The sequence below is a fragment of the Shewanella khirikhana genome, from assembly GCF_003957745.1.
GTDB classification, from domain to species: Bacteria; Pseudomonadota; Gammaproteobacteria; order Enterobacterales; family Shewanellaceae; genus Shewanella; species Shewanella khirikhana.
Window position 1 is genome coordinate 283,159 of the sequence record NZ_CP020373.1, and the last position, 23,377, is coordinate 306,535.

The window sequence follows — 23,377 nt, forward strand, 5'->3', positions numbered from 1 at the left end:
AGCTATGCTGGGCTGGGATTACAACCAGCCTGTGCCAGCAGAGTTAACTGACGCTACCCTGCCCATGCAGATACCACATCAGCCCGGCGGCAAGCAGCAAATGCGCTGCGGTTGCCACAAAGAACGGCCATAAAAAACTGCGCTTGCTGGTTTTGTGGCGAAACAGCCCCATGGCCAACATGGCACCGGCAAACCCGCCGATAAGCGCCAGCAGCCAGAGTTTGACCTCGGCGGTTCTTTGCAGCTCTTTTTTGGCGGCGCGTTTGTCGAGGCCGTACACCGCAAAGGTAAACAGCCCCAGCACGCCGTAGCTCACCAGCAGCCACAGCGGCAGCAGATTGAGTGCCACCGCGATGGCCAGCAACAAATAGAACAGCAAGGCAAACACTATCATGAACTTACCTCAGAGGTGCCGCTGCGACCTGCCTGTCTGCCAAAGGCCAGATAGCGCCACAAGGTTTCCAGCGGCCCTTGCTTGAACACTTTCAGATACAGGCTCGCCAGCAGCAACTGACACAGAGCCCAGACGATGGCTGCGGCCAAATAGTGGATGCGATCGAAGTCCATCAGCCACTCGGGGAACAGGTAGCGGAAACACAAAATCCCCACCACAGACTGCAAAATATACAGCGACAGTGCAAGCTTACCCACTACCTGCAGCGCGGATAACCGCAAGGGGCCAGAAGTGCAAAGGCGAATAATGGCATCGGCATACAGCAGGGCAACCGGGATTGCGCTGTAAATCACCGAGGCCTGAGACAGCGAATGCAGCCGCGGTGAATCACTTAAAAACAGCATCAGGTCGATGGCCACCAGAAGCAAGGCCAGCGCCCACACCCGGCTCCTGTGACTGCTGGAGAAGCCATAGCTGAAAAACTCCGAGCGATACAAGTACATCCCCAGCAGCATCATACCTGCCACATACCAAAGCATCGCCAGCGGCAGGATGAACATGTTCATGGTCGCCATCATCATCAGGTGTTGCAGCAGTTGATCGGGATAGCTGCCAACCCAGGGCGCCAGCATTTCCTGGAACTCTTCACTGGTACGGATTTGGTTAATGGATTCGATATCTATCTGAGAAAGGGCGGCCATGGACACCAGCGAAATACCGATAAACAGTGCCGAGCGGGCGCGCAGGGTGTGCATATCCGCGTTCAGATAACTGATGGCCAGCAGCGACGACAGGCCGTAAGTCAGCAGCACATCACCGGGCCAGATAAACACGCCGTGCAGCAGGCCGAACAGCATCAGTATTTTGAGCCGCCTTTTGATGGGAACAAAGGGGTTGTCTGTGGTGCGGCTGAAACTGGCGAATTGGATAGCCAATCCCACCCCGAACAGCAGGGTAAACAGCCCGATAAAGCGTCCTTCGAGGAACACCCGCGAAAACAGCTCAACGGCAGTATCCGTGGCCGCAGCCGGGTCGGTGGCGCCATAGCCAAACAGGCTGTTGCCCATAAACAGGATATTCATGAAAAAGATCCCGAGCACCGCAAGGCCACGGACGGCATCGATACTGGGGTTTCGAGTACGGCGAACTTCAGACATCCACTGTCTTCCATCAGGTTGATTAGCAAGGGAATCAGCCTAGCATGAAAACAAAATCGCGAGCCAGTGGCTCGCGATGATTTGTACGAAAGGCTACCCGTGTCAGAACATCAGCGCCTCAATCCAGTGTTTGTAGAGTGGGATCCCTATCAGCACGTTCACCGGAAAGGTAATGCCGAGGGAGGCCAGCATCGCCAGGCCGATATTGGCATCGGGAATCGCAGCGCGGATGGCGGCCGGTGCGGCAATGTAGGAGGCGCTGGCGGTCAGGCCGGCCAACACCAGCACTGTGCCCGCAGGCAGCCCGAGGGTGATGCCTGTGCCTATGCCGACCCAGGCGAGCACAAAGGGGACGGTGGCGGCGAATGCCAGCAGACGCCATTGTTTCAGCGGCAGCGGGATAAACACTTTGGCGGTAACCAGACCCATTTCCAGCAGGAACAGTGCGAGCAGGGTTTTAAATCCGCCCAGCAGCATAGGTGCCAGTGGCTCAAGACCGGCCGGACCGTACAGCCAGCCGATAAATACGCCACCGAGCAGCAGCACCACGCCGCGGCTGGTCAGCGCCTCATGCAGGATGTTGCCGCCCTGGGGCTTGCTGCCTGCTGTTGCATCTTGCTGGTTCTGGCTCAGCTTGCGGTGCAGCCAAAGCATGATGACGATGGCAGGTAGTTCCAGCAGCACCAGATACAGGGTGGTTTCGGGTCTCAGTTCCCAGCCTGCCGCTTCGGTTAGCGCCATGACCACCGCAAAGGTGCCTGCGCTCACAGAGCCGTAGTGGGCCGCGATACTGGCCGAATCTGAGGTGCTCAGTTTCACCAGCAGCCTCAGCACCGGAAACAGCAGCAGCGGGATGGCAAAACCCAGGCCGACCACGGCAACCAGTTCCAGCGGTTCCAGGGTGGCGGTTTGGCCGTGCAGCGACATGCCGCCTTTGAGACCCAGGGTCAGCATCAGCAAAATCGACAGGGTTTCGTAAATGGACTCAGGGACCTTGAGGTCCGATTTGATCACCCCGGCCAGCAGACCAAGGGCAAAAAAGGCAATAACGATATCCGGCATGACTGTCTCTCTTTATCCTCTGTTTCTGGTGCCACAGCTTGCATGGCTTGGTAAAAGACTCAGGTTCAGCGGATGGCGATTCTGCCTTGAATTGGTTATATTGAAAAATAAATTTTAAGTCAGTCATGTATAGATAAATATCTATGATCAATCCCCGACTCAAACACCTCAGCATGCGGTTGCTGGAAGTGTTCATTACTGTGGTTCGTCTTGGCAAGGTGTCGGCAGCGGCGCGCAGCTTGCACCTTACCCAGCCAACAGTGTCGTTGCAGCTGAAAAAAATGGCCGAGCTGGTGGGGGAGCCACTGCTTGAGAGCCGCGATGGCAACATGGTGCCCACCGAAGTGGGCGCGGAGGTATATAGGGCGGCCTGCGATGTGCTGTCGCGGCTGGATGATCTGGACAGCTACCTTGGCGGGATCCGCGAAGGTAGCTCCGGCCATATCCGCATTGGGCTGGTAACCACCGCCAAGTACGTGATGCCACGGATCCTGGGGCCCTTTTATCGCCGCTTCCCCGGGGTGCAGGTCACCCTGAGCATAGGTAACCGTGCCCACGTGCTGAATCGTTTTGAGCAGCAGGAAGACGATTTGTACCTCTTCAGTCACCCGCCGGCCGGTGAGCGGGTGTTGGCGTCACGGATCATTTCCAACCCGCTGAGGTTGATTGCACCGGCGGATCACTGGGCCGTGGGGCAAAAAGGCTTGAGTTTTGATGCTCTTAAGACTGAGCGCTTTATTATGCGCGAGCCGGGCTCGGCAACCCGGATGATGTTTGAAAGCTGGCTCAGTGCCCGAGGGATTGAGCTCAGTGACACCATGCAAATCGAGAGCAACGAAGCGATACGCCTCAGCGTGGCTTCGGGGCTTGGGCTGTCGGTCATTTCGGCCCATACCCTCAGCGAAGGGGACATGGGGCCGGAGAAACCCACGGTACTGGATGTGGCGGATTTTCCCCTGCGCAGCAACTGGTATCTGGTGGCTCGACGCGATAAGCGTTTGCCCCAGAGTGCGCTGCGGCTTATCCGTTTTATGGCCGAAAATCTGGGGGATTGTATCGACCCCAGATACGTGGCCGACAATATTGAGTCGCTGGATCAGGTGTTTACCCAAACCCGCTGATTCAGCATGCTCGTACTTTGGTTGTATAAGCCGGTGGCGACTATACTTCAGCGTGCAATCTTTGGCTCAGCGCCGCCATCGAGTCCTGCCTGAAACGGCAGCCCGCGCTTGCGCCGGTCCGTTTTGTCTCCATGTTGCCGTTTTGCATGCCATAACGCCGGAAACCCCAACCTGATGCGGATTTTAACGGGCTCAGGGACGCTTGGTCACGGACGTTTCACTTATCAGAGGATAGTGTTATGACCATCAAGAACCCCTTGCGGCACAGCTTGCCCTGCGTTCTGGGCTTGGCGTTGGCCGCTGGAATCACCCCTGTCCAGGCCGCCGACAATCAGGCATTGCTGGAGGATGCGCTCAGCGCCGCACCACCCACCCTGCGTGATAAGGTCACGGTAATGGATTGGCAGCAAAATGTGCTGCAACAGGGCAGCAGCAACTATACCTGTTTCCCCACGCCGCCCAGTTTAACCGGCAAGGCGCCCATGTGTATGGATGGTCCCTAGATGATGTGGGCCGATGCCTGGACCCATAAAAAGCCGTTTCAGGCCAAATCCATTGGGATTTCCTACATGCTGGGAGGTGACGGCGGTGCCAGCAATACCGACCCCTTCGCCGAAGGTAAAACGGATGATAATCAATGGATTGTTGAAGGCCCGCACCTGATGATTATTGTGCCGGATCCAGCCATGCTGGACAGCCTGCCCACTGACCCCTATGAGGGCGGCCCCTACGTGATGTGGAAGGGAACCCCTTACGCCCACATCATGGTGCCGGTGGGGGCACGAAAATAGCCTGTTGCCAACTTCCGAAACGCCCGCCATGGGCGTTTTTTGTGGCTGGATGACCAAGATATCTGCGATGAGTATCGACAAAGGCGGCTTTTTGCGGGTCGCTGTTTGGGCGCTTATTCGCCTGCCTGCACCGGCCTTTTCAGCAAGTGACGGGCACTGGGCTTCAGCTGCTCTGTGTGCAGGTTGATGATTTTGAAAACATAAATACACATGTATCTAACTTGTTGAAATTGTGTGATTTGAGATAGATCAATGCCACTGCTTTCTGCAATTGTGTTTTGCTTGCCCCTCCTCTAGAATGCGCCGCCCTTCAAGCCTTCCCAGCTTGGAGCAGGCACAGCAGATCCCGACCGTTGGCGTCAGCTTGCCGGCGGTTATTTTACTCAGGAGTTAACTATGTCCACCCCTCTGGCCAACCCCGCCCCCCTCGGGCTGATGGGCTTTGGCATGACCACCATTTTGCTCAATATCCACAATGCCGGTTTCTTTCCCATCGATGCCATGATCCTGGCCATGGGGATTTTTTACGGCGGTTTGGGGCAGGTGATCGTTGGCATTATGTGCTTTATGCGTGGTGACACCTTTGGCACCACAGCCTTTACCTCGTACGGCCTGTTCTGGCTCACCCTGGTTGGGCTGATTTTGATGCCAAACGCAGGCGTAGCGGCGAGCCCAGCGTCCTTTATGGGCTGGTATCTGGCGCTGTGGGGCGTTTTCACTGGCTTTATGTTTATCGGCTCGCTGCGTTATGCGCGCATCAAGCAGTTTATTTTCGGCTCGCTGACGCTGCTGTTTTTCCTGCTGGCGGCCCGCGACTTCACCGGCAGTGAACTGATTGGCACCATAGCCGCGTGGGAAGGCATTATCTGCGGCGCATCGGCCATTTACTTTGCCATGGCGCAGGTGATCAACGGTGAGTATGGCCGCACTGTGCTGCCGATTGGCGAGCTCAAGCCGAAGGCAACTGTGGTACCAGTGGCAGAGGCCAAAGCGGCCTGACGCGAGCTGAGCCCGCTATTGGGAGCAACTAAAAATGCCCTGTCATACAGGGCATTTTTGTTTTTATGGGGAATGATATGGTTCAGCTACCCACCTTTTTATAGGTGAACTCGAGTTCGCCGCCCTTGGTATTTTGCAGCACTGTCATTTCGCTTCCAGAAAGGCTCAGCAGCTTACACTTGCGGCTTTGAGATTTGGCTTCGGTTTTGGTCTTGCCGTTTGGCAACGCCATGGACTCGCTGTTAATTTGAATATGCAGCTGATCGCCAACCAGTTTCCAACTACCCTTCAAGGTAATGCTTGCCCCAAAAATACTCGCATTGCGGGTGTAGCTGCCATCGGCGGCAAAGGTATCAATAGCGTCGTCCATCATATCGTCCTGCCAACGCCCCACCAATTGTTTGGCATCGAAGGAGCCTTGAGGAGCTGTATCGCTGGCATCGGCCATCAGGTTTGCCCCAGGGCTGGCTTCATCTAAATCGGCTTCATCATCTACTCTGTTATAGCGGCTGCTGGCGCGAACCGGAGCTGATTTATCAGTAACTTTCAGTTCTTCAGCTTCTTCTGCCTGTGGCCGGTCGCCAAAGTGTACCTTGCCGTCTTTATCGACCCACTTGTAGACGTTTTCTGCCTGCGCGGCCTGGGTAAGGCTCAGGCCTAATATCAGTCCGAGCAAAGTGATCTGTAATCTCATGGTCTATTTCCCTATGTAACCAGCGGGCTATCTTCGCAGCTGATGGCAGCACAATGCAATCGGCTGCGAAGCGTTAATGGGCTATTTTTTATCAGAACGCAGTACCAGCTCTACCCGGCGGTTTTGGCTCTGACCTGCCTCGTTGGCGTTGCTGGCAACAGGGCTGAATTCGCCCATGCCATGGGCTTCGAGCTGCGCAGGCTTGATCTGATAGTCCTTCACCAGGGCGTTAACCACGGCTGCGGCACGTCGCTCCGACAGGCTGCGGTTGTAGGCTTTGTCACCCTGATCGTCTGTGTGGCCCACCACATAAAAATACAGTGCCGGATTTTGCTTGAGGTAATTTGCCAGCACTTCCAGAACCGGTTTGGACTCTGGCAGCATGCGGTCGCTGTCGTAGTCGAACAGCAGGCCTTCCAGGGTAGCCTTGCCGGTTTGGCTGATGGCATCGGTGAGGGCTTCGAGATTAATGCCAATCCGGTCGTCCTTAAGGCCGGTTTCTTCAATTACCTTGAGCTCGTTCCACAGCGCCCCGGAGAAGCCAAGGGTGTAGCTGGACACTGTGATGTCGCCTTCGGGGCGACTGAGGCGATACAGACCGTAGAACTGGCTCTCGTCGGTGCCATTGGAGACTAAGGGCTTTAGCGCATAGTAGAGCGAATCCTTTCTGCCACAGGCCTTGCCTTCGCAGCTGAAAACCTCCTGAAACCCGAGTTTTTTCAATGCGGCCACATAGTTGGCATTGACTTCAAACTCCGAGTAAGTGCGTGGCAGGCTGTAAGCGATTTGGGTCAGTTTGCCTTCCCGCGCCTCGGTCACGGCTTTGTTGTCGTTAAAACCTGTGAGTACCAGCGATTTGGCGTAGCCCTGTTGGGTGTATTCAAAAATATAAGCGCCGGGGAGGCGCTTCATCAGCGGATGGTCGGCGCTGTTGCGGGCGTCCTTTTTACTGTTGTCCGCCATGGTAATTTCAGTGGGCTGAGCGTTAAGCAGTGCTCCGTTTATCTGCACCAGATCCAATGGTTCGGGCGTCTCTTCCAACACATCGATTTGAATGTCGGTGCCATTATGCCAATTGGCGGCATAAAGCCCCACATAGATGGCACCATTTGGGCGGCTGAGCTTGGCTGACAGATAGTTCGGTTGGTATTTGCTGACCGAAAACAGCGGCGCAATCATGCGCTTGAACTTTTCATCGTTGCCACAGGTTTCCTCAGCACATTCAAACAGGATCTCGGCGCCCTGCTTTTGCAGCTCGGCCTTATAGTTGTTGATAAGGTGCTGCGGCTCGTAGCTGCGTGGCAGCTCAAAGCTGGTACGGCTAAGTACGCCGCCCACTTCGGTAAACCCAAATCCCTTGCCATCACCATCGGTGATAAGCCTGAAGGGGATGTAGTGGCGCAGCTCCTTCTTCGTCGATTGCACATCGGGCGGCGTGCTAAAAAGTTCGGCTGCATCGGTTGCCATGACCGGGGTAGCGCCAAGGCCCATCAGCAGGCCAAAGGCGAGGGAATATCCAAGGGTACGCATCCTTTTATATCCTTAGTATTATTTTGATTTACAATTACTTTTTATCAGAGCGGAGCACCAGTTCCACCCGCCGGTTCAGCCGCTGACCGGCTTCGTTGGCATTGCTGGCAACGGGGCTGTACTCGCCGTTGCCATGGGCGGTTAATTGGCTTAAGGGGATCTGGTATTGCTCGGTGAGCCGCTTTATCACTGCTGCCGCGCGGCGCTGAGACAGGCTCTGGTTATAGCCGTTATCGCCCTTATCGTCGGTGTGGCCGACCACGTAAAAATCCAGCTTCGGATGCTGCTTAAGGTAGCTTGCCAGTACTTCCAGTATGCCCCTGGACTCCGGCAGCATCTGCTCACTGTCATAGTCGAACAGCAGGCCTTCCAGAGTAGCCTTGCCGGATTGGCTAATGGCCTTGGTGAGGGCGTCGAGGTCAATGGCAACCCTGTCATCTTGCAGTACCGAGAGCTCCATCACTCGCACAGTGGTGTCGGCCGGCGTGCCATCGTAGCGGCCCTGGGCGTAGATATCGAAATAGAGGTCACCGCCAGAGTGGCTTAGTTTAAATAGCTGATAGTCTTGCCATTCATCGGTTTCATCATCCTGATGTAACCCCATGGCCTTTATCAGTGCTGCGTCGTCACCACAGGCTTTACCCTTGCAATGGAACACAGGCTCAGCGGCCAGCTTGTTGGCTGCGGCGGCGTAGTTACTGCTGATTTCAAACAGCGAGTATTCCTCGGGCATCCGATAACGGATCTCGGTGAGTTTGGCATCGAGTGGCCGGGTCTGATAACCGGCTGCAGATACACCCACAATCACAGGGACTTGGGTGAAATTGGTTTGCTTATAGCGGCTGATAAAACTGCCGTGCATGCGGCCAAGCAGCGGATGATCGGCCGAGTCCTTACTATCTTCACTGCGTCTGTCTTTTATCTCCACGGCTGTTGGAGCCTGCTGCAAAAACGCCTGATTTGCTTCAATCAGACCCAGTGGCTCGGGCATGCCCTCAAGGGTAACAAGCTGCACCTTGGTGTAACTGCCTTCACGATGAAAGGCATAAATGACGCTGTAAACATCCCCGCTGGCACCATTGAGCTTTGCCGCCACGTAGGCCCCCGGATAACTGGTATCTACGCTTATCCTCGGTGCTAACCGATCCCTTAGAGCATAGGGATCGCCGCAGGCTTGCTGCTGACATTGAAACAGGATTTCTGCATTTAGTTTTTTAAGCTGAGCCAGATAGTTATTGATAACCAGCTCCAGCGTATAGCTGTCTGGCAGCTCGAAACTCTGTTGGGTAAGTTTGCCTGACACCGGCAAAACCGAGAGCTTGCCATCATCAACGGCGGTAATGAGATCGAGCGGCGTAAAATGAATGCGTTTTTCTGCGGGATATTTGGCATCCGGGAAGGTGCTGAAAAGCGTACTGGCAGAGGCATTGAAGGCGGTAACAGCCAAAAATACAGCACTCAATAAAGTATTTTGTCCCATAAAAAATCCTTTTCAGCGGGCGAATCTTACTTTAGCGTATTAATTAAGAGAGCAGGATGATACGACAAAACAATTAAAATGTCCGCCTCTTGTAGTCGTAGTACCCAGTAGTAATTTTACCCCTGAGAAACGCAATATGGATATACAAACCCGTGCCAGCATTCACCTGGAAGGCGAGGGCTTCGACTTATTACCTGAGTTGAAACAACTTTACCTTGCAAATGGTGGGTGTTTACGAAAGGCGCTGCTAAACACGGACGAGCAACACTGTGTCAGAATTATTTTTGTTGACTGCACAGGTGGCAACAAAATTTCAACAACTCTAGCGCGTAAGCCATTAACAGCATATATCGCTATAGCCCAGCATCAGGACTTGGATACTGAGCTAAGCATATTGAGGGCTGGCTTTAATGGATTGATAATTAAGAAAAGTTCTTTGGTTATGCAGCTCTCAGCTATTGACAGTTTGATCCGTGGCGAAATGTATTTTTCCAGGAAGGCGATGTCATTGTTCATTACTGAAATGAACGATAATAGCGATGTTTTAGATGCCAGAGGTGTGTCCCTCGATGTGACCAAAAAGGAGCGCAGGGTGGTTGATTGCCTATTAAAAGGAATGAGTAACCTGGAGATTGCCGATACTCTGAATATTTCGCCTAATACTGTAAAAATGCACTTACAGAATATATACCGTAAAAATAATCTTAGAGGGCGGGTTCAGTTAATATCGTCATGCTAACGACCTAATTACTTAGGGTGTGTTTTACGGCTGTATAAATTGGGGCTGACTAGGTAAGAGGCGAACAATGGGTTAACCTGATTGGAACAACTCAACTGAAACAACTAGGCTGTTTTTTAGGTGTTGCATTGTTCCATCTTGAGGTAATCATTTCTTGGCCGCTTTACCCTCTCTTTTCAAAGCTGCCTGGTTGCAAAGGCACTTGATTGCACAGAGGTTTGGGTTGTAGGGAATACTTACTGGAATTAGCGCGCCTGCGCAGTACATGGAAGTGTGTTAAATGAATCGAATCCTCAAAGGGGCTTTCTTTGGCCCCTTATCTGCCTGCTTTGGCTCAAGGGCATCGAATGCTGCCTGGGCCCCGAGCTCACCTGTATGCCCCGTTTTCAGTATTGGAGTGTCGCGGCGATGAGATATTTTATCTTGTTGGCGGCTCTGTCTTTCAATACCTGGGCTGCGACTGATGACCAAACCCTTATTGAAGTTTTTAAACCCCGTTGCGATCAGGTGATGCTTGACCTTAAAGCCAAAGATGAGCAGGCCATCTTTGACCGATTATCCAATGCGGCAGTCATGGAACGAAGGGAAATCAGCCAAGAAAATGGTCGCTCGTAAAATCGCGCACTTTAATGTGATTAAAGCGCCATTGGAAAGTTTTACCTTGGATGTTTCAAACTCTGGAATCATGCCCTTGCCCAAGAAACTTATGCAACTGTATCCCAATGCCACCAGAATGGTGAGGATTAAGTATAAGTATGAGGTCAAATCCGTTGGGACTTACTCTTGTAACTGGTTTGAGTCTGAAGGTAACTGGTATTTCTATGAAATATAAGATGTTTGGATTTGCCCGCTAGCGCCATTTTTACAAGTAATCCGCGCTACCGGTGGTGCTTTAAAAGGATAAGTTTTTTAACAACAGGAAGTGAAAATGATGAAGTTGAAGTATGTTTCTTTGGTCGCAGTTGTTCTGGGTCTTGCAGCCTGTTCTTCCACTGAGCCGGCGCCTCGGGTGGCGCAGGAGAAAAAGGTTGCCATTGACGGCGTTGACCTGACCTTCGGTGGCAGTTTCGATGAGCGCAAAAACTTGCTGGTGCTTAAGGTTAATGGTGACCCCATCATGCAGGGCTCTTTCCCTCCATACACCCCCACCCAGAACCTGAATGCCAAATACAAGGACATGAATATCAAGGGTAACTGCTACTTTGGCTCTGTACTTGGTAAGCAAGGCGGCGCCTTCGGTGCCATCGCCGGTGCCATTCAATCCTCCAAAAACAGCACTGCGGACAAGTGCGAATTGGTGGTGAACGGCAAGCAGGTTGAAAATCTGTACTTCTAACCGCAGTTTGTGATGCGGATAGCCGGAGGGCTTCCTCCGGCAGCACCTTTTGAGAGAAATGGATTAGGGCTTTATCGCCCAACAGGAAGTCTTCATGAATCCCCCAGATTTTCGCCTGACGGCCATAGCGGCCGCTACCCTTATGTTGTCCGCCTGTGGCGGCTCCGATACCGATGCCCCCGACGCCATTGAGCCAAACCCTCCTGTAGAGTTTGCGCATGAGCAAGTGGGCACAGCCAGTTTTGCCGGGGCTTTGGTTGGTGCACAGGTTTGCGCAGATCTTAATTTCAATGCCAGCTGCGACGGCGGGGAGCCCAGCGCTACCACCGATAGCGATGGTGCTTTTACCCTGAACTGGCAAAGCAGTAATGAAACAGAAGCATATCAACTGGTTGCAGTGCTGCCGGTGGCAAGCGCCGTTAAACAGCCGCTGCGGCTGGCAATGCCATCGTCTGTGGGGGCTGCAAAGGCTTCTGCCGCCGGCACACGCACCAGTTTGCTCGCCCATAGCAAGCATAGCGGTACTATTAATCCGCTGACCGATCTTGAAGCCAGGCGGATGAATGCTGCTGGCAGTGATGATAAGGCCGCTGTTGAAGCGCGCCTTGGGTTGCTTCTGCCCAGTATTTTCACCGTTTCTGCCACCAGCCCTTATCAAATCACCGCAGCCGACACGGCCAAGCCGGAATTTAAAGACGCGTTGGCGCTGCTGGACCATATTGAAATGCTGATAGATGGCCAGTTACCGCAAATACTGGCGGCTGAAGAAGTCATGTTTGTTGGCAAAAGTCTCTTTACCGGTCTTGCCGATGAGGCTGGCCTGAGTGTGACCGATTGGCTGGCGAGCGATCCGCTGAACCTGCGTTATCGGGTCAGCGATGTGCTTAAAAATCTCGGTTATATCAGTTCGCCAATTGACGAGCGGCTGATGTCTGAGGCCAATTGGTCTGAACTTTTGGACAACGAAAGTGATGATGACGGCGACAGCCATTTGCTCAGTATCGCCCAACTGGGGGATACCAAGGTGGTTGAACTGCGCGCGGGCGCCGAAGCGAACGGGCTTTGGTTGACCCTAATCAACGGCCAGCTTATGCGGACCACTTTGGATGGTAATGAGTTGGCATCTGAGTGCTGGAATACCGAGCTTTCCCGCTGGGTTGGGGAAGAGGGGGCCCAAGGGTATCAAATGCCTGAACCAATTTTTCAGGACAACCGCCTGACCCGGGTGTATGAAGGAACCATGGTAGCGGTTGAGACCACAGTGGATAAATTCCGCAGCGATGACAGTGAGTTCCAAACCCTGATAGCAGCTTTGCCGCCTGAGCTTAAACTGGGCTCGCTGGACTGGCCAAATACCGTTTATCGTCTTAATTACCATCAAACCGCCGATGTGCTGTGCCGATCGCAAGGGGCTATCAGCTATCCCTTTACCGTTGCTGCGGCCGAGATTAACGGCGAAGCTATAGTGGCGGCCTTGTGGCCTTACGAGTTTGCCGATGGGTTATATGAAATCCAGGGTGATGATGAGTTTGTGATAAAAGATGCCATGGGGCCGGGTGAAGATATCGGCTATCGCTGGGCACTTGATAACAGTGTGGCGGGTAAAACCCTGGTGCATCTGAAAACCATCAGTGGTGCGCCTGAGCAGGCATTATCCCTGGATGAAGGCGAATATTGGCTGGTAGAAGCGGGCGTAATCGGTGAAGTTGATCTGAACAAGGCATTTAATACCGAGACGCTTAATTGGTTGTGGTTAAGTTATGACCCCGCCTTTACGCCTGTCATCCGTGCTCATCTGAACGGCTTGTAATTTAAAGGCGCCTTACTTCAGGCGCCTGATTTTCATTGAAGTGTGGAAAATAAGGATGCCAGCGTTGAAATCGAATCATGAACATTCAATTCCCCAGACACTGGTCATCAGGGCTTTGGCTGGCATTCTGCTGCTGTTGGCGCAGTCCACATCGATGGCAGATGAGGGCAAGGCCCTTTTAGGCGCTATGATGGATACCTTGCCCAAGGCAAATGAGTTAGAGCTTGCCCGCAAACGCATGGCTGAAACCCATATCGAACGCCCCTGGGACATTTTTGAAACCAGTTGTCCTTATAAGGAACTCAGCGGAACCGAGGAAGAGGAAGAAGAGTTCTTCTACCGCTGTCAACGTTGGAATGACTGCGCTGCTGCAGGCGGTTCGGCCAGTATCTACGCCGAGGCATTCTTTCAAAACCACCAAAGAGCGCCCAAAGATCAAGTGCCATGGGAATCTTATCGCGATGGCAGCATGTTTTTGCTGGAAGCGGCTGACTTCGAAAGGGTTACCGGGCATTTAAGGCAACATGCGCTTAAGTCTGCCGAGGAAAACTGGCGCCTGTTTGAGGGGCGGGATGCGACCGAGGCCAGTGATTTGGTAGAGAAAAGCTTCTGGCAATGGTGCTCAGCAGAGCCTTTGGCTTTATGGAAAGCCGAATACCAATAGCCCCTGAGTATGCCTTTGGGCATTGCAATATCAAGGATGACACTATGCCAAATCGCCCTCCCACTTTCGCTACGCTGGCATTCATGCTGCTGGCGGGCACTGCTTTTGCTGCCGATCGCGATGCCTTGATTGCCGAGTTTGATGCCAGCACTGCGCCTTTGGTGCGCCAGAGCAAGGCCATTGAGCATGGCTGGGATGACAAAGCGTTTCGTAATGGACTTGAGCGTCACAATGGTGATGCAACAGCGCTGCTGCGGGAGGGTTGGGTCAGCCGCTTTTTGCAGGATGCCAATGCCCAGCAGCAGTTGGCGCGTCAGTATCGCGCCCATCTTGGCAGCATGATTGCCGCTATGCCGGCTGGCAGCCATTGCAAAAGTCAGGCCCCGCTTACCCAAATGGATACCGAACTTGCGGCCATTGATGCCTATATTCAGCGCCTCCAGGGCTATCAGGGGCTAAGCAGTCTGGAACAAGCTTATCCGGCGGTAATGGATATGAATATCAGCCACGCCCGGGTAGTGTCGGTCATCTCCCTTGGTGCCACCTTCAGACATTGCGTGCTGCTGGATGAGGCGCCTGCGCTTGCCAGGGGGCTCAGTGGTGAGGAAGGTGATGCCCTTGCCATCAATCTAATTTCCACATTGGCCGCAGAGGATATGTCTGCGCTGATGGCCGAGGCAGGCCAGGGCGACAACGCCGAAGTGCTGGCGGCGCTGATGGCAGCACAAGCCGGGCAGATGCCAGCCGATGATAAGACCAACGCCTCAATAGCCAAGCCCTTGATAGCCCAGCCCTTGATGGCCAAGTCTTTGACGGCAGGGCCAGACGCTGCCGGGCAGAACACTCAAGGCACAGACAATAATACCGTCGCAGATAATACCGTGGCAGATGCGCCGCAGGCGCCCTCTGGTTCGGCTGCTTCACCTCAGCCAGTCAGTGCAGTGACGTTTACGGATGCTGCGCTGGGCGGCTGCATTAAGGAGGCTGCCAGGTCGATGTCAGTGACCATGACGGACGAACTTGAGTTGCTGCGATGCGATTTGAGCGGAAAATCAGTCAAGCTCGCGGATTTACGCCAGTTTCCTGCCTTGTCGATGCTGGCGCTGTCAAATGCCCACATCGACGACCTCACGCCGCTATCAGGTATCGATAACCTGATTTTGTCGAACGTCACCCTGGCTGGTTTCAAGGGTCTTCACGATGTCAGCAGCATACAGCTTGCCAATGCCGACGTTAGCGACTGGCTGAGTCTGACAGCGCTAAAAGGTACAACTGTGAGTATCAAGTCCGGCAATTGTGACGACCTGGCTGCTCTCGATGGTCGGGACGATCTGGTGCTTATTCATAAAGGGCTTGATAGCCGCGAGCTCGCCGGGCGCATGGCGCGCTCGGAGCAGTCGGGTGTGGCGACTGTCATGACCCGCTGTAGTTTCGGGGCCGCAAAGCTGGCAGAGCTGCCGGGAGGGACCAAGCGGTGAACCAGTTCCAGTCAGGCCCAGCGGCCGCCGATTTGAATATTCAGGTATTGGGACCCGGAGCACGAATGCACCTTAAACGCAGCCGCAGCGGCGAGCTGTACCTGCGCAGCGAGTGGCAAATCAAAGCAATAACCTTTGGGGTGATTGCCTTGGTGCCCATGGCTTCGTCTTTGGTCATGGCGCTGGTGCTCGATGGCAGTGAGGCACGCATGTATGGCGTTATTGCGCCGCTGCTGTTGCTGCTGGCTCTGGGGCTGCTTGGATTACGTGAACACTGGGTGTTTCGCACTGATGCGCTGGTGCGCGAGCGCAGCTTTTACGGCCTGTCCACCAGGGTAAAGCAGCGCTGGCCCATGGCCGAGGTGCAACTGGTGGCCGAGCCTATTGGCGCCCTTGGAAAGGGCTGTTGGCTCAGTCTTTATGCCGGAGAATCCAAAGCCCGTTACAGCATAGGCGAGCAGGCCCAAACGCAGGCCCTGGTGCGGGCGCTGGCCCAGGCGACCGGTGCCAAAGGGTTCGAGCGGATAAGCCGCTGGCCCGAATTGTGCCCGCTGGCAGCAGCTGAGGCGGATATCGGCTCGTCAGCATCTGTGGCCGCTTGCTATGTGGGGGAAGGTCCACAGTCTGGTCAGTCCCTTGCCTGGCGCGCCGGTTCCCTGTGGCTGCTGCTGTTGCCGCTTCCGCTGTTTTTTGCCCTCGGTTTTGCACTGATGTTGCTTGGCCACTGACAAGAGCGAATACCTGTATGAAATGGACGTCAGAGAATTCGGCCCAAGGTCGCCTGGAACTTGGCAGTCGCGCCGCCTTGTTGGTGGTGGGGGCGATACCGCTTATCCCTACGCTGATTTTTGGACTGCTGGGGTTTGATGGTGATACCGAGCGGGTACTGATTTGGGCGGTGGCGGCAAGCTTGAGCTGGCACTGTCTGTTTGCCCGGCATCAGATTGTTCTCGATAAGGGCAAAGGGCTGCTCACCCGGCGGATAAGCAGCCTGTACCCGATTTGGGTGATGCAGCTAAAGCTCAATGATATTCAGGGTTTTATGGTGGCCAACGGCCTTAGTAGCCGCCGCTGCGTGCTGATTGCCCTGTGCAAAAATGGTGAGCGCGTTGAGCTGCTTTCGGGCCACAAATCCACCATGTTAGCGGCAGGGAACCAGCTGGCCGACTTCAGCGACAAGGCGATTGCCGAAGGCTGAGACGCCAGAGTATAAAATGTACGTTTTTTATTCTTTGCCCTTGACGGCAAATGTGTTTAACATTTGCGCCACAAAAATAACAGCCTGACGAAAGTACGAGTAACGGGATAATGAACAAGGGACAAGGGATCACCTTTATTGGCGCCGGCACCCGCCTGGAAGGCGAGCTGACGCTGGAAAGCGCCGCGCTGGTTTCCGGCGAGCTCAGAGGCAAAATCAGCTCCGCCGGACAAATCAAAATTGAGCCGGAAGGGTTGATTGATGGCGAACTGAATTGCCACGAACTCAGAGTTTGCGGCACCTTTCGCGGTAAGCTGCGCTGCCAGAAACTCACCATAGTCCACGGTGGTGTGGTCGAAGGTGAAGTGGCCAGCAATCAAATGGAAATTTTCGACGGTGGCCAGTTTGTGGGCAGCCGCACCCGTGGTCCGGATGCAGTGGATATGCCCATGCCGGCCAATGCCGTGTTGCCACAGGAAGGTGGCAAGAGCCATCTGAAGTTGGTTGTGGGACTTGCCGCCGCCATTGGTATTGGTTGGCTGGTGGTGGCCAAAACGCCGCTGATTGCCAATATCAGCCACAGCTTACAGACGCTGAGTGCATCCAACACGGACGCCGGTGATGAGAAAGCCAGGGCCGTACTCGATAACCTGATTGCCACCGAAACCTCGGCAGGTATGGCTCAGAGTGATGCATCGCAGGCGGGGATTGTGCTTGAAGCTTCCGGCTCTCTGCCGGCAGCCGGTTATTTTGCTGAAGACAGCGAAGCCATGGATGCTGCCAATGCCATGCTGCTGGAGCAGTCCTTCAGCGAAAACAGCGCCGCCGATGCTGATGCCGAAGCAGAACAGGGCTTGCAGCCTCAGCCTTCGGAAGGTGAAACCGCAGACAGTGCGCAAGAAAGCACTGCTGCCGACAGTCTTGCGACAGGCGCTGCCGCCAATGTGACTGGCAGCGGCACTGTGGTGGTAGATAGCGACGCCAGTGCAGTTGGCACCCAGGGCGCAGCCGATGTACCTGTGAATGCACCGGTTAATCGCATGTAAGCCATTGTCTTGTCGAGTAAAAACGCGGCCTTTAAGCCGCGTTTTTTATTGCCATGATGCGCTTTATCAGTGCAGCAGCGCCTGCTGGGCGTGAGGTTTTAAGGCCAGCACATCGCACCTCAGTTGATTCAGCAGTTGCTCCGAGGCACGGCCTTTTAGCGAGCTCAGTAAACTGGCGTGTTCACCTGCGCCCATGACCACCAGATTGCTGTGCCAGCGGCGGGCGGCTTCGGGCACCATGTCGTCGGGCAGGCCTGCGGCCAGATGCAGGCGTTTATCCTCCAGCGCCAACGGCTCGGCGGTTTGCCGCAGTCGTCGCCACTGCTCGGCAACCCAGGTGTGATGATTCAAATCTTTGTTTTCAAACGACACACTCAAATCATGCGCCTGATAGCAGGTCAGCAAATGCAGCTCCATGCTAAAGAGTTTGGCCAGTTCATCTGACACATCCAACAGCTGGCGATTGAATTGACGATGGGGGTCGCTCTCTTCGTCTACTTCCAGCGCCGTCAGTAATTTACCGTCGTTTTCCCAGGGCTCGCGGCTGACAAACAATACCGGCAGCGGCGCCTGTTGCAACAGCAGCCAATCATCGGTGTGGCTGAATTCACACCTGAAGGTGGAGTATTCGTGGTGTTCCAGGATCAGTAAGTCGTATTCGTTGTGTTCGAGCTCATTCAGCACTGCATTGGCCAGGGTGGCGGCATGGCAGTGTTTGAGGATCAGATGCAGGTCTTTGTCCGGGTAGCTGGGCTGTTTTTGTCGCTGATGGCTGATGCCGGGCGCCATCATCAACAAGTGCTGTAACCATTGACTGATAGCCGCCTGCTTTGGGAGCTGAACCCTGAGTACCGTAAGGTCTGCATGGCTTTGATTAGCAAAGTGAATTGCTTTTCTGAGCGCAGGCTTGGCGTGTAGCCCATCGTCGGTGGCAACGAGGACCCGTGAAAAATGACACATTTGGATTTCCTCTGTGGTGGCTAAATTTCCCTTTCAGGCAATTTTAGTGTGCTGCCACCAGCCTGACTAAATACCCTTTTGGACTTTTAGCCCTTGCCCATAGCGGGATTCGGTCTGTTTGAGGATACAAATTGGTGTGCATTTTGCCGTATGGTATTCCATTTGGGGTTGGTGGCTTTTTAAGGAATATTCTCGAGCACTTCTATCTGCCAATCGGGGAGTTTGGCGCCAAGATCGGCGCGGATCACGCTGGCATCGCCTTTGACCACAATCAGCGGCGCCTGACTGAACACCAGCCGGTTGAACCCGGCCAGAGCAGGGCGATTCAGCAAGGTGCCCGCAGCCTTTGGCTGCGATTGCCCCCGCTCCAGTGCATCCAGCCAATCAGCCAGGGCGGCACCCGGGCTGTCGGCCCTCAGTATGCGCTGTCCGGCCAGATAGCTTTGCAGCGCATTGAGCTCCTCTGTGCCCGCGTCGTCTTTTGCCAGCAGTGCCAGGTGGTCAACAATGCCGCGCACGAAAGCGCCGCTGCTTTCATTGGCGCTGGCACCGTAAAACTTGAGGGTGCGGCTTAGTGGGTTGTCGATGCAGCTGCCGTACACGCCATAGGTCAGGCCTCGCTGGCTGCGAAGATCGTAAAACAGCCTGCCACTTTGACTGCGGCCAAGGAGTGCGGCAGCCGCCTTGCAGCTGCTACTGTCGCCTGAGGGGCTAAGGCCGTAGCCGATGCGGACCTGGGCCTGAACCTGTCCGGGGGCGTCCAGCAAATAGAGGCGTTTGCCCGATTGAGACAGCGGGGTCAGCAGAGCTGGCTTATCGGGCTCGGCGTGGCGCTGTGGCGGGGCAATCATTTCCGCCTGAGCACGGAAAGAGTGAGGCGCATTGTCATCCTGGGTCGCTGCGCTATGACTGAGTAAATGGGTTTGGGCCTGCGCCCGGAACGCCTGCAGGCTTGCGCTCAGCTCATCCAGGTTGCCATCAAAAGGGCGGTTGTAGCCAAGATACGGGTGGCCTTCACCCAGCACCTTTTGCGCCCACAGCCGGTCGATATCGGCGCCGGTGAAGGCATCTATGTGACGCGCAAGCTTCTGTTCCCGCACGATACGGTTAAAGTCGGCGCTGGTCATTTGGCAAAGACCGTCCATCAATGCAAGTGCCCGCTGTTTAAGTACAGCTGCCGAGTCACAGCGGCTTGAGAAGCTTAAGCTGTGCAGCCTTGCCACAACGACAAGGTTTTCGGCGCAGGCGTCGCCATTCAGTGCGGCATGCCTTGCTTGGGCGTTCAGGGCGCGGGCAAGCAAGTCGCCGTGGGCCAGGGTGCTGCCTGGGCTAACCAAGATGAAATGGGCAGCCTTTAGGCGAGCATCGACGGTGACTGCGCCCTGTTGGCGGATGCCTGAGCGCATAAGAGTTTCAGTTTGTTGCTCGTCAAGCGGCTCAGCGCCAATTTGTGGAAATGGTGGCAGCCCGGAAACTGGCTTGGTCTGACGGTCACTGCTGGCATCGGCCAAGCCGGTTTCGATGGCAAGATTGGCGCTGCCGCCGGTGTTGGCAAAGTCGGCCAGCGTAGGCGCTGCCACCGGCTCAAAGCTCAGCTGGGTTTGTTGGCAGCTGCAAAGCAGTGGCGCTGCTATCAGCAGCACAGCTGTCTGCAACGTCCGGAACCCCGGCGCCCGGCGCGGATTCACAAAAGCGTTCACAGTGCCAGCTCCTCTAGTCCATCGGCCCAGCCATCCGGCAGCCATTCCAGCAGCCCCTTGCCAAAGCGGGTATGCCAGGCGGGCAGCAAATCGAGTCTCACGGTATGGCCATTGAAATACTGCTCGGCCACCCGCTGTAAATCGGCGGCCGTGACAGATTCAATTGCCCGCCACGGCGCCTGCAGCGGGCTTGGGTTGTCTGCGGCTGGGGTGGCGGCGAGTTGCTGCGCCAGCAACTCATCCCGCTCGAGTCGCTGCTGGTACTGAGTCAGCCACAGCGATTTAAGCCCGCACAGTTCTGACTCGCTCAGCGGCTTGTCTGCGGCGGCTTGAAGCAGTTGGCCAACGCCCTTTGCCAGCGTGTCCAGGCTGACCCGCGCCCTTGGTACCAACACCAGATTGGTCATACCGTGCAGGTCCATGTCCAGCGGCAGAGACTGGCTGAACATAGTTTGATCCCCCTTGATGCCGGCGCGCTCAAGGCTGGATGCAATGCGCTGAAACAGCTGCAGTTCCAGCAGCCGAATGGCAGCAGCATCCGGGTGGCTGCGACCGACCGTGTGCCAGGCGAGCAGCAATCCAGGCCAGGGAGCGCGTTCATCCACCACTTCGCCATGGCTTGCAGGCCTTGGCCGCCAGAGCGGGGGTTCCGAGGCGGTGGCGTTGTTGCTGACGTTTGGGCTGGCATTGTCGCCGGTGTCAGAGTCAATTTGATTACTCCAGTCGCCAAAGTACTGCTGCACCAGGGCGCCTGTGTTGTCCGGCAGTTTACCTGTCAGAGCGAGGGTCATGGCGGCAGGACGATAATGGCGGCGGTGAAATGCCTGTAAGTGCTCGGGCGTGGCGGCCTGAATATCGGCTTTGGTGCCAATAATCGCATGGCGGTAGGGGGTATCGGCTGCCTGAGTGAGCAGGTATTCCATTGCAGCGCGAAAATAAGGCTGGTTATCAATGGTCTGTGCCATTTCCGCAAGGACAGTTTTTTGCTGATTGAGCACCGCCTGTTCGGAAAGCTCGGGGCGGGAGAAGCGGTCGCGCTCCAATGCCAGGCTGAAGCTTAGCCCTTCGGCGGGAATGCGGCTGTAGTAGCGGGTATCATCAAAACTGGTGCTGGCATTGAAACTGGCGCCCATGGCATTCATCAGCTTGCTGTAATCATCCCCCGGCGCCAGCGCACTGCCTTTGAACAGCAGATGCTCAAAAAGATGCGCCCAGCCGGTTTGCCCGACCAGTTCGTGGCGCGAACCCACCGCGAAGCGGCTCGCCATGGCGATGCTCTGCTTGCCTTCGCGGGGCAGCAGATACAGACCCATGCCATTCTCCAGTTGGCTGTAGCTGATGGCCTGGTCCAGTTGCCTGAGGTGGCTGTCGTCCAGGCGGCACTCGCCTGCATGTGCGGCAACGGGCACAGCTAGCAGCATGGCCAGTGGCATGGCTGGCAGGGATGTCGGCAACAGCGGGCGAAGGCGGCCAAGCAGGTTCATGGTTGTTATTTCCAAGCCAAGGGGCTGTTTATCTTTTGAGCTGATTTTGCAGCGGTTTGTGGGTTCTTTATACAAGGCAGAGGGTTTGAAAGGTAGTTATTCTACCTCATAAGCCGATAACGCCGTAGAAAGGACCCACAAACGCTGCCCGAAGGGTTCGGCTAAAAGCGTTGTACTCTGTGTTGAGCGCTCCTTGCTTAGGATTCTGGGCGGCAGAGCACTCACCTTGATTAAAACGCTTTTGCATCGAACAAAATTTAACCGCGAAAGATAAACAGTCCCTAGGCATGTCATTCAGTTTTTCATCTTTGCTGATATGATGGCAAGGCTTCCCTTTTCGCCTTTTGTAATTGCAAGGATGTGTTCAATGAGCCGCTCCCCTTTCGAGTCTTTTGTCTGGCACAGCGAGATTTTCGAGTGCAACAGCACGGATATCAGCCGTTTTTACGCCTTGTTGGAGCAGGAAAAGACCCGCCTGGGGTTGAGTGCCAAAAAACTTGGCAGTGCCGGAGGCCATCCACTGTGGTTGATGCAATCGCCCGGACAAAAAGCGGGACTGCCAAACCTGCTCATCAGCGCAGGCTTTCACGGCGAAGAGGCTGCGGGCCCATGGGGGCTGCTGTATTTATTGTCGCAGCTCGACGCCAGTTTGTTCGAGCGGGTGAATCTGAGCCTGCTGCCACTGGTGAACCCCACGGGCTTTGCCAAAGGGCACAGGTTCAACGAGCTGGGCGAAAACCCCAATCGTGGTTTCTTCGTTGAAAACGGTAAGGCCAAAGCGGGTGACGATACGTCTTATGAAGGCAAGATTTTGCTGGAACACGCCCATCTGCTGCAGGTTGCGAGCCGCGATGGCATTCTCACCTGCCATGAAGACGTGCTGCTGAAAGACACCTACGTGTACACCTTCGAGCCCAGCCAGGCGCCGGGCCGCTTCAGTCATACCCTGCGGGATGCGCTTGGGCATTACTTCCCGATTGCCCAGGATGGCAGCATTGACGATTGCCCGGTGCGTGACGGGGTAATCTTCAATCACTTCGATACCTCGTTCGAGTCTTTCCTGGTGCGCAGCGGTGCACGTGTTGGCTGCTGCAGTGAGACCCCCGGGCAGCAGAATCTGGATCAGCGTATTCTCGCCAATGCCGCCGCCATGGGCGCATTTTTGGATATGCTGGCAGCGGCTGAATGATACACGTGATACTTGGTCTAAACCGGTGGGGAGTAGAGTGTTGAGTGCCTTCATTAAGCATCGGTAGCCGCGAAAGACAATGGTCGGCAGATGTTATCTCAGCCAGAGGTGCTTTTGACCTACACTCTATTTGTTGCTTGTCCCATGATTAGCGTGCATATCAGCGCAGATTAAATTTCCAGTTTTTTGCGGAGGTTTTTGCTGGCATGTACTTAGAGAGATGTTTACGATAGATTGAGTTCACAAGAGTTTAACAATCAGTTGCCGCCGGGTTGGTGGCACTTACAACTACAGGGAGAGTTCCGTTGAATATTGATGCCACTTTAGCAGGCCTGGTTATCTTGGTCTTCGCGCTGCTCATGGGCGCTGTGAGTTATTACCTGGGCTGCCGTAAAACTCAGACCCCGATTTTGACTGCTGTTTTAGGTATGCTACTTTCACTTATTCCTCCTTTAGCATTGATTTTTGTAGCGGTATTGGTGTTTAAAAAGGATGTGAACGTAGCTGGATGTAGTCACTAAGTGACAGATTTTAAAACAAAAAGC

General features: G+C 54.8%; 24 protein-coding genes. 15 read left to right on the forward strand and 9 right to left on the reverse strand.

Going from position 1 to position 23,377, the window contains the following annotated elements:
- Positions 1-43 precede the first annotated feature (43 nt).
- The 3 genes from STH12_RS01115 to STH12_RS01125 all read right to left on the reverse strand — a co-directional run bounded on the left by STH12_RS01115 (position 44) and on the right by STH12_RS01125 (position 2,613).
- Positions 44-394, reverse strand: a complete 351-nt coding sequence (locus tag STH12_RS01115; protein WP_126165855.1) for a DUF1294 domain-containing protein — start codon at positions 392-394, stop codon at positions 44-46.
- Positions 391-1,551 (reverse strand): DUF418 domain-containing protein, encoded by a 1,161-nt coding sequence (locus STH12_RS01120; RefSeq protein ID WP_126165856.1) that lies wholly within the window; start codon positions 1,549-1,551, stop codon positions 391-393. The genes STH12_RS01115 and STH12_RS01120 overlap by 4 nt, the downstream gene beginning before the upstream one ends.
- 102 nt (positions 1,552-1,653) lie before the next feature.
- Positions 1,654-2,613, reverse strand: coding sequence for a sodium-dependent bicarbonate transport family permease (locus tag STH12_RS01125; protein ID WP_126165857.1), 960 nt, complete (start codon positions 2,611-2,613; stop codon positions 1,654-1,656).
- A gap of 143 nt (positions 2,614-2,756) precedes the next feature.
- Between STH12_RS01125 and STH12_RS01130 the strand changes: the two genes are divergently transcribed.
- The 4 genes from STH12_RS01130 to STH12_RS01140 all read left to right on the forward strand — a co-directional run bounded on the left by STH12_RS01130 (position 2,757) and on the right by STH12_RS01140 (position 5,524).
- A complete protein-coding gene (locus STH12_RS01130) occupies positions 2,757-3,734 on the forward strand; it encodes a LysR family transcriptional regulator (protein ID WP_126165858.1) in 978 nt (325 codons plus the stop codon).
- 239 nt (positions 3,735-3,973) lie between these two features.
- Positions 3,974-4,237: a hypothetical protein gene (locus STH12_RS21600; RefSeq protein WP_237158701.1), complete on the forward strand. Its 264-nt coding sequence runs from the start codon at positions 3,974-3,976 to the stop codon at positions 4,235-4,237.
- Positions 4,238-4,525, forward strand: a complete 288-nt coding sequence (locus STH12_RS21605) for a hypothetical protein (protein WP_237158702.1) — start codon at positions 4,238-4,240, stop codon at positions 4,523-4,525. It abuts the gene before it with no gap.
- 396 nt (positions 4,526-4,921) lie between these two features.
- Positions 4,922-5,524 carry an acetate uptake transporter gene (locus STH12_RS01140; protein ID WP_126165859.1) on the forward strand — a complete coding sequence of 201 codons (603 nt, stop codon included), beginning with the start codon at positions 4,922-4,924 and terminating at the stop codon, positions 5,522-5,524.
- 82 nt (positions 5,525-5,606) lie between these two features.
- On the opposite strand, the gene STH12_RS01145 is transcribed toward STH12_RS01140, so the two are convergent.
- The 3 genes from STH12_RS01145 to STH12_RS01155 form a co-directional block, all read right to left on the reverse strand.
- Entirely contained in the window at positions 5,607-6,218 is a 612-nt protein-coding gene (locus STH12_RS01145) for a DUF4124 domain-containing protein (RefSeq protein ID WP_126165860.1), read from the reverse strand.
- Between the two features lie 81 nt (positions 6,219-6,299).
- The gene (locus STH12_RS01150) at positions 6,300-7,748 is read right to left on the reverse strand and encodes an OmpA family protein (RefSeq protein WP_126165861.1); all 1,449 of its coding nucleotides are present in this window, start codon (positions 7,746-7,748) and stop codon (positions 6,300-6,302) included.
- Between the two features lie 34 nt (positions 7,749-7,782).
- The gene (locus STH12_RS01155) at positions 7,783-9,228 is read right to left on the reverse strand and encodes an OmpA family protein (protein ID WP_126165862.1); all 1,446 of its coding nucleotides are present in this window, start codon (positions 9,226-9,228) and stop codon (positions 7,783-7,785) included.
- Between the two features lie 136 nt (positions 9,229-9,364).
- Here STH12_RS01155 and STH12_RS21385 point away from each other — a divergent pair, with 136 nt between their 5' ends.
- The 9 genes from STH12_RS21385 (at position 9,365) to STH12_RS01200 (ending at position 17,499) form a co-directional block, all read left to right on the forward strand.
- Positions 9,365-9,967: a helix-turn-helix transcriptional regulator gene (locus tag STH12_RS21385; RefSeq protein ID WP_164551119.1), complete on the forward strand. Its 603-nt coding sequence runs from the start codon at positions 9,365-9,367 to the stop codon at positions 9,965-9,967.
- A 408-nt stretch (positions 9,968-10,375) separates the two neighbouring features.
- Positions 10,376-10,582: a hypothetical protein gene (locus tag STH12_RS01165; RefSeq protein WP_126165863.1), complete on the forward strand. Its 207-nt coding sequence runs from the start codon at positions 10,376-10,378 to the stop codon at positions 10,580-10,582.
- A gap of 313 nt (positions 10,583-10,895) precedes the next feature.
- Entirely contained in the window at positions 10,896-11,303 is a 408-nt protein-coding gene (locus STH12_RS01170) for a hypothetical protein (protein WP_418856592.1), read from the forward strand.
- 94 nt (positions 11,304-11,397) lie between these two features.
- Entirely contained in the window at positions 11,398-13,113 is a 1,716-nt protein-coding gene (locus tag STH12_RS01175) for a hypothetical protein (protein WP_126165864.1), read from the forward strand.
- A 64-nt stretch (positions 13,114-13,177) separates the two neighbouring features.
- Entirely contained in the window at positions 13,178-13,777 is a 600-nt protein-coding gene (locus tag STH12_RS01180; RefSeq protein ID WP_237158703.1) for a hypothetical protein, read from the forward strand.
- A gap of 44 nt (positions 13,778-13,821) precedes the next feature.
- Positions 13,822-15,255 (forward strand): hypothetical protein, encoded by a 1,434-nt coding sequence (locus tag STH12_RS01185; RefSeq protein ID WP_126165865.1) that lies wholly within the window; start codon positions 13,822-13,824, stop codon positions 15,253-15,255.
- On the forward strand, positions 15,252-15,983 hold the full coding sequence (locus STH12_RS01190; RefSeq protein WP_126165866.1) for a hypothetical protein: 732 nt from the start codon (positions 15,252-15,254) through the stop codon (positions 15,981-15,983). Before STH12_RS01185 ends, STH12_RS01190 begins: the two co-directional genes overlap by 4 nt.
- A gap of 17 nt (positions 15,984-16,000) precedes the next feature.
- Positions 16,001-16,453, forward strand: coding sequence for a hypothetical protein (locus tag STH12_RS01195; RefSeq protein WP_126165867.1), 453 nt, complete (start codon positions 16,001-16,003; stop codon positions 16,451-16,453).
- A gap of 110 nt (positions 16,454-16,563) precedes the next feature.
- Positions 16,564-17,499, forward strand: a complete 936-nt coding sequence (locus STH12_RS01200; RefSeq protein WP_237158704.1) for a bactofilin family protein — start codon at positions 16,564-16,566, stop codon at positions 17,497-17,499.
- A 66-nt stretch (positions 17,500-17,565) separates the two neighbouring features.
- Here the strand turns inward: STH12_RS01200 and STH12_RS01205 are convergent, their stop codons facing one another.
- The 3 genes from STH12_RS01205 to STH12_RS01215 form a co-directional block, all read right to left on the reverse strand.
- A complete protein-coding gene (locus STH12_RS01205) occupies positions 17,566-18,459 on the reverse strand; it encodes a universal stress protein (protein WP_126165869.1) in 894 nt (297 codons plus the stop codon).
- Positions 18,460-18,638: 179 nt separating this feature from the next.
- On the reverse strand, positions 18,639-20,159 hold the full coding sequence (locus STH12_RS01210; RefSeq protein WP_164551120.1) for an insulinase family protein: 1,521 nt from the start codon (positions 20,157-20,159) through the stop codon (positions 18,639-18,641).
- On the reverse strand, positions 20,156-21,643 hold the full coding sequence (locus STH12_RS01215; protein ID WP_237158706.1) for a M16 family metallopeptidase: 1,488 nt from the start codon (positions 21,641-21,643) through the stop codon (positions 20,156-20,158). The genes STH12_RS01210 and STH12_RS01215 overlap by 4 nt, the downstream gene beginning before the upstream one ends.
- 367 nt (positions 21,644-22,010) lie before the next feature.
- Here STH12_RS01215 and STH12_RS01225 point away from each other — a divergent pair, with 367 nt between their 5' ends.
- Positions 22,011-22,832 carry an N-acetyl-ornithine deacetylase gene (locus STH12_RS01225; RefSeq protein ID WP_126165871.1) on the forward strand — a complete coding sequence of 274 codons (822 nt, stop codon included), beginning with the start codon at positions 22,011-22,013 and terminating at the stop codon, positions 22,830-22,832.
- A gap of 305 nt (positions 22,833-23,137) precedes the next feature.
- The gene (locus STH12_RS01230; protein WP_126165872.1) at positions 23,138-23,353 is read left to right on the forward strand and encodes a hypothetical protein; all 216 of its coding nucleotides are present in this window, start codon (positions 23,138-23,140) and stop codon (positions 23,351-23,353) included.
- The last annotated feature ends 24 nt before the right edge of the window (positions 23,354-23,377 follow it).

Excerpts from the sequence above, each read along its gene's own strand:
- STH12_RS01215 (WP_237158706.1), bottom strand. The coding sequence starts at position 21,643 with ATGAACCTGCTTGGCCGCCTTCGCCCGCTGTTGCCGACATCCCTGCCA.
- STH12_RS01125 (WP_126165857.1), bottom strand. The coding sequence starts at position 2,613 with ATGCCGGATATCGTTATTGCCTTTTTTGCCCTTGGTCTGCTGGCCGGG.
- STH12_RS01155 (WP_126165862.1), bottom strand. The coding sequence starts at position 9,228 with ATGGGACAAAATACTTTATTGAGTGCTGTATTTTTGGCTGTTACCGCC.
- STH12_RS01140 (WP_126165859.1), top strand. The coding sequence starts at position 4,922 with ATGTCCACCCCTCTGGCCAACCCCGCCCCCCTCGGGCTGATGGGCTTT.
- STH12_RS01225 (WP_126165871.1), top strand. The coding sequence starts at position 22,011 with ATGAGCCGCTCCCCTTTCGAGTCTTTTGTCTGGCACAGCGAGATTTTC.
- STH12_RS01120 (WP_126165856.1), bottom strand. The coding sequence starts at position 1,551 with ATGTCTGAAGTTCGCCGTACTCGAAACCCCAGTATCGATGCCGTCCGT.
- STH12_RS01165 (WP_126165863.1), top strand. The coding sequence starts at position 10,376 with ATGAGATATTTTATCTTGTTGGCGGCTCTGTCTTTCAATACCTGGGCT.
- STH12_RS21385 (WP_164551119.1), top strand. The coding sequence starts at position 9,365 with ATGGATATACAAACCCGTGCCAGCATTCACCTGGAAGGCGAGGGCTTC.
- STH12_RS21600 (WP_237158701.1), top strand. The coding sequence starts at position 3,974 with ATGACCATCAAGAACCCCTTGCGGCACAGCTTGCCCTGCGTTCTGGGC.
- STH12_RS01115 (WP_126165855.1), bottom strand. The coding sequence starts at position 394 with ATGATAGTGTTTGCCTTGCTGTTCTATTTGTTGCTGGCCATCGCGGTG.
- STH12_RS01185 (WP_126165865.1), top strand. The coding sequence starts at position 13,822 with ATGCCAAATCGCCCTCCCACTTTCGCTACGCTGGCATTCATGCTGCTG.
- STH12_RS01145 (WP_126165860.1), bottom strand. The coding sequence starts at position 6,218 with ATGAGATTACAGATCACTTTGCTCGGACTGATATTAGGCCTGAGCCTT.
- STH12_RS01205 (WP_126165869.1), bottom strand. The coding sequence starts at position 18,459 with ATGTGTCATTTTTCACGGGTCCTCGTTGCCACCGACGATGGGCTACAC.
- STH12_RS01130 (WP_126165858.1), top strand. The coding sequence starts at position 2,757 with ATGATCAATCCCCGACTCAAACACCTCAGCATGCGGTTGCTGGAAGTG.
- STH12_RS01200 (WP_237158704.1), top strand. The coding sequence starts at position 16,564 with ATGAACAAGGGACAAGGGATCACCTTTATTGGCGCCGGCACCCGCCTG.
- STH12_RS21605 (WP_237158702.1), top strand. The coding sequence starts at position 4,238 with ATGATGTGGGCCGATGCCTGGACCCATAAAAAGCCGTTTCAGGCCAAA.
- STH12_RS01195 (WP_126165867.1), top strand. The coding sequence starts at position 16,001 with ATGAAATGGACGTCAGAGAATTCGGCCCAAGGTCGCCTGGAACTTGGC.
- STH12_RS01175 (WP_126165864.1), top strand. The coding sequence starts at position 11,398 with ATGAATCCCCCAGATTTTCGCCTGACGGCCATAGCGGCCGCTACCCTT.
- STH12_RS01170 (WP_418856592.1), top strand. The coding sequence starts at position 10,896 with ATGATGAAGTTGAAGTATGTTTCTTTGGTCGCAGTTGTTCTGGGTCTT.
- STH12_RS01150 (WP_126165861.1), bottom strand. The coding sequence starts at position 7,748 with ATGCGTACCCTTGGATATTCCCTCGCCTTTGGCCTGCTGATGGGCCTT.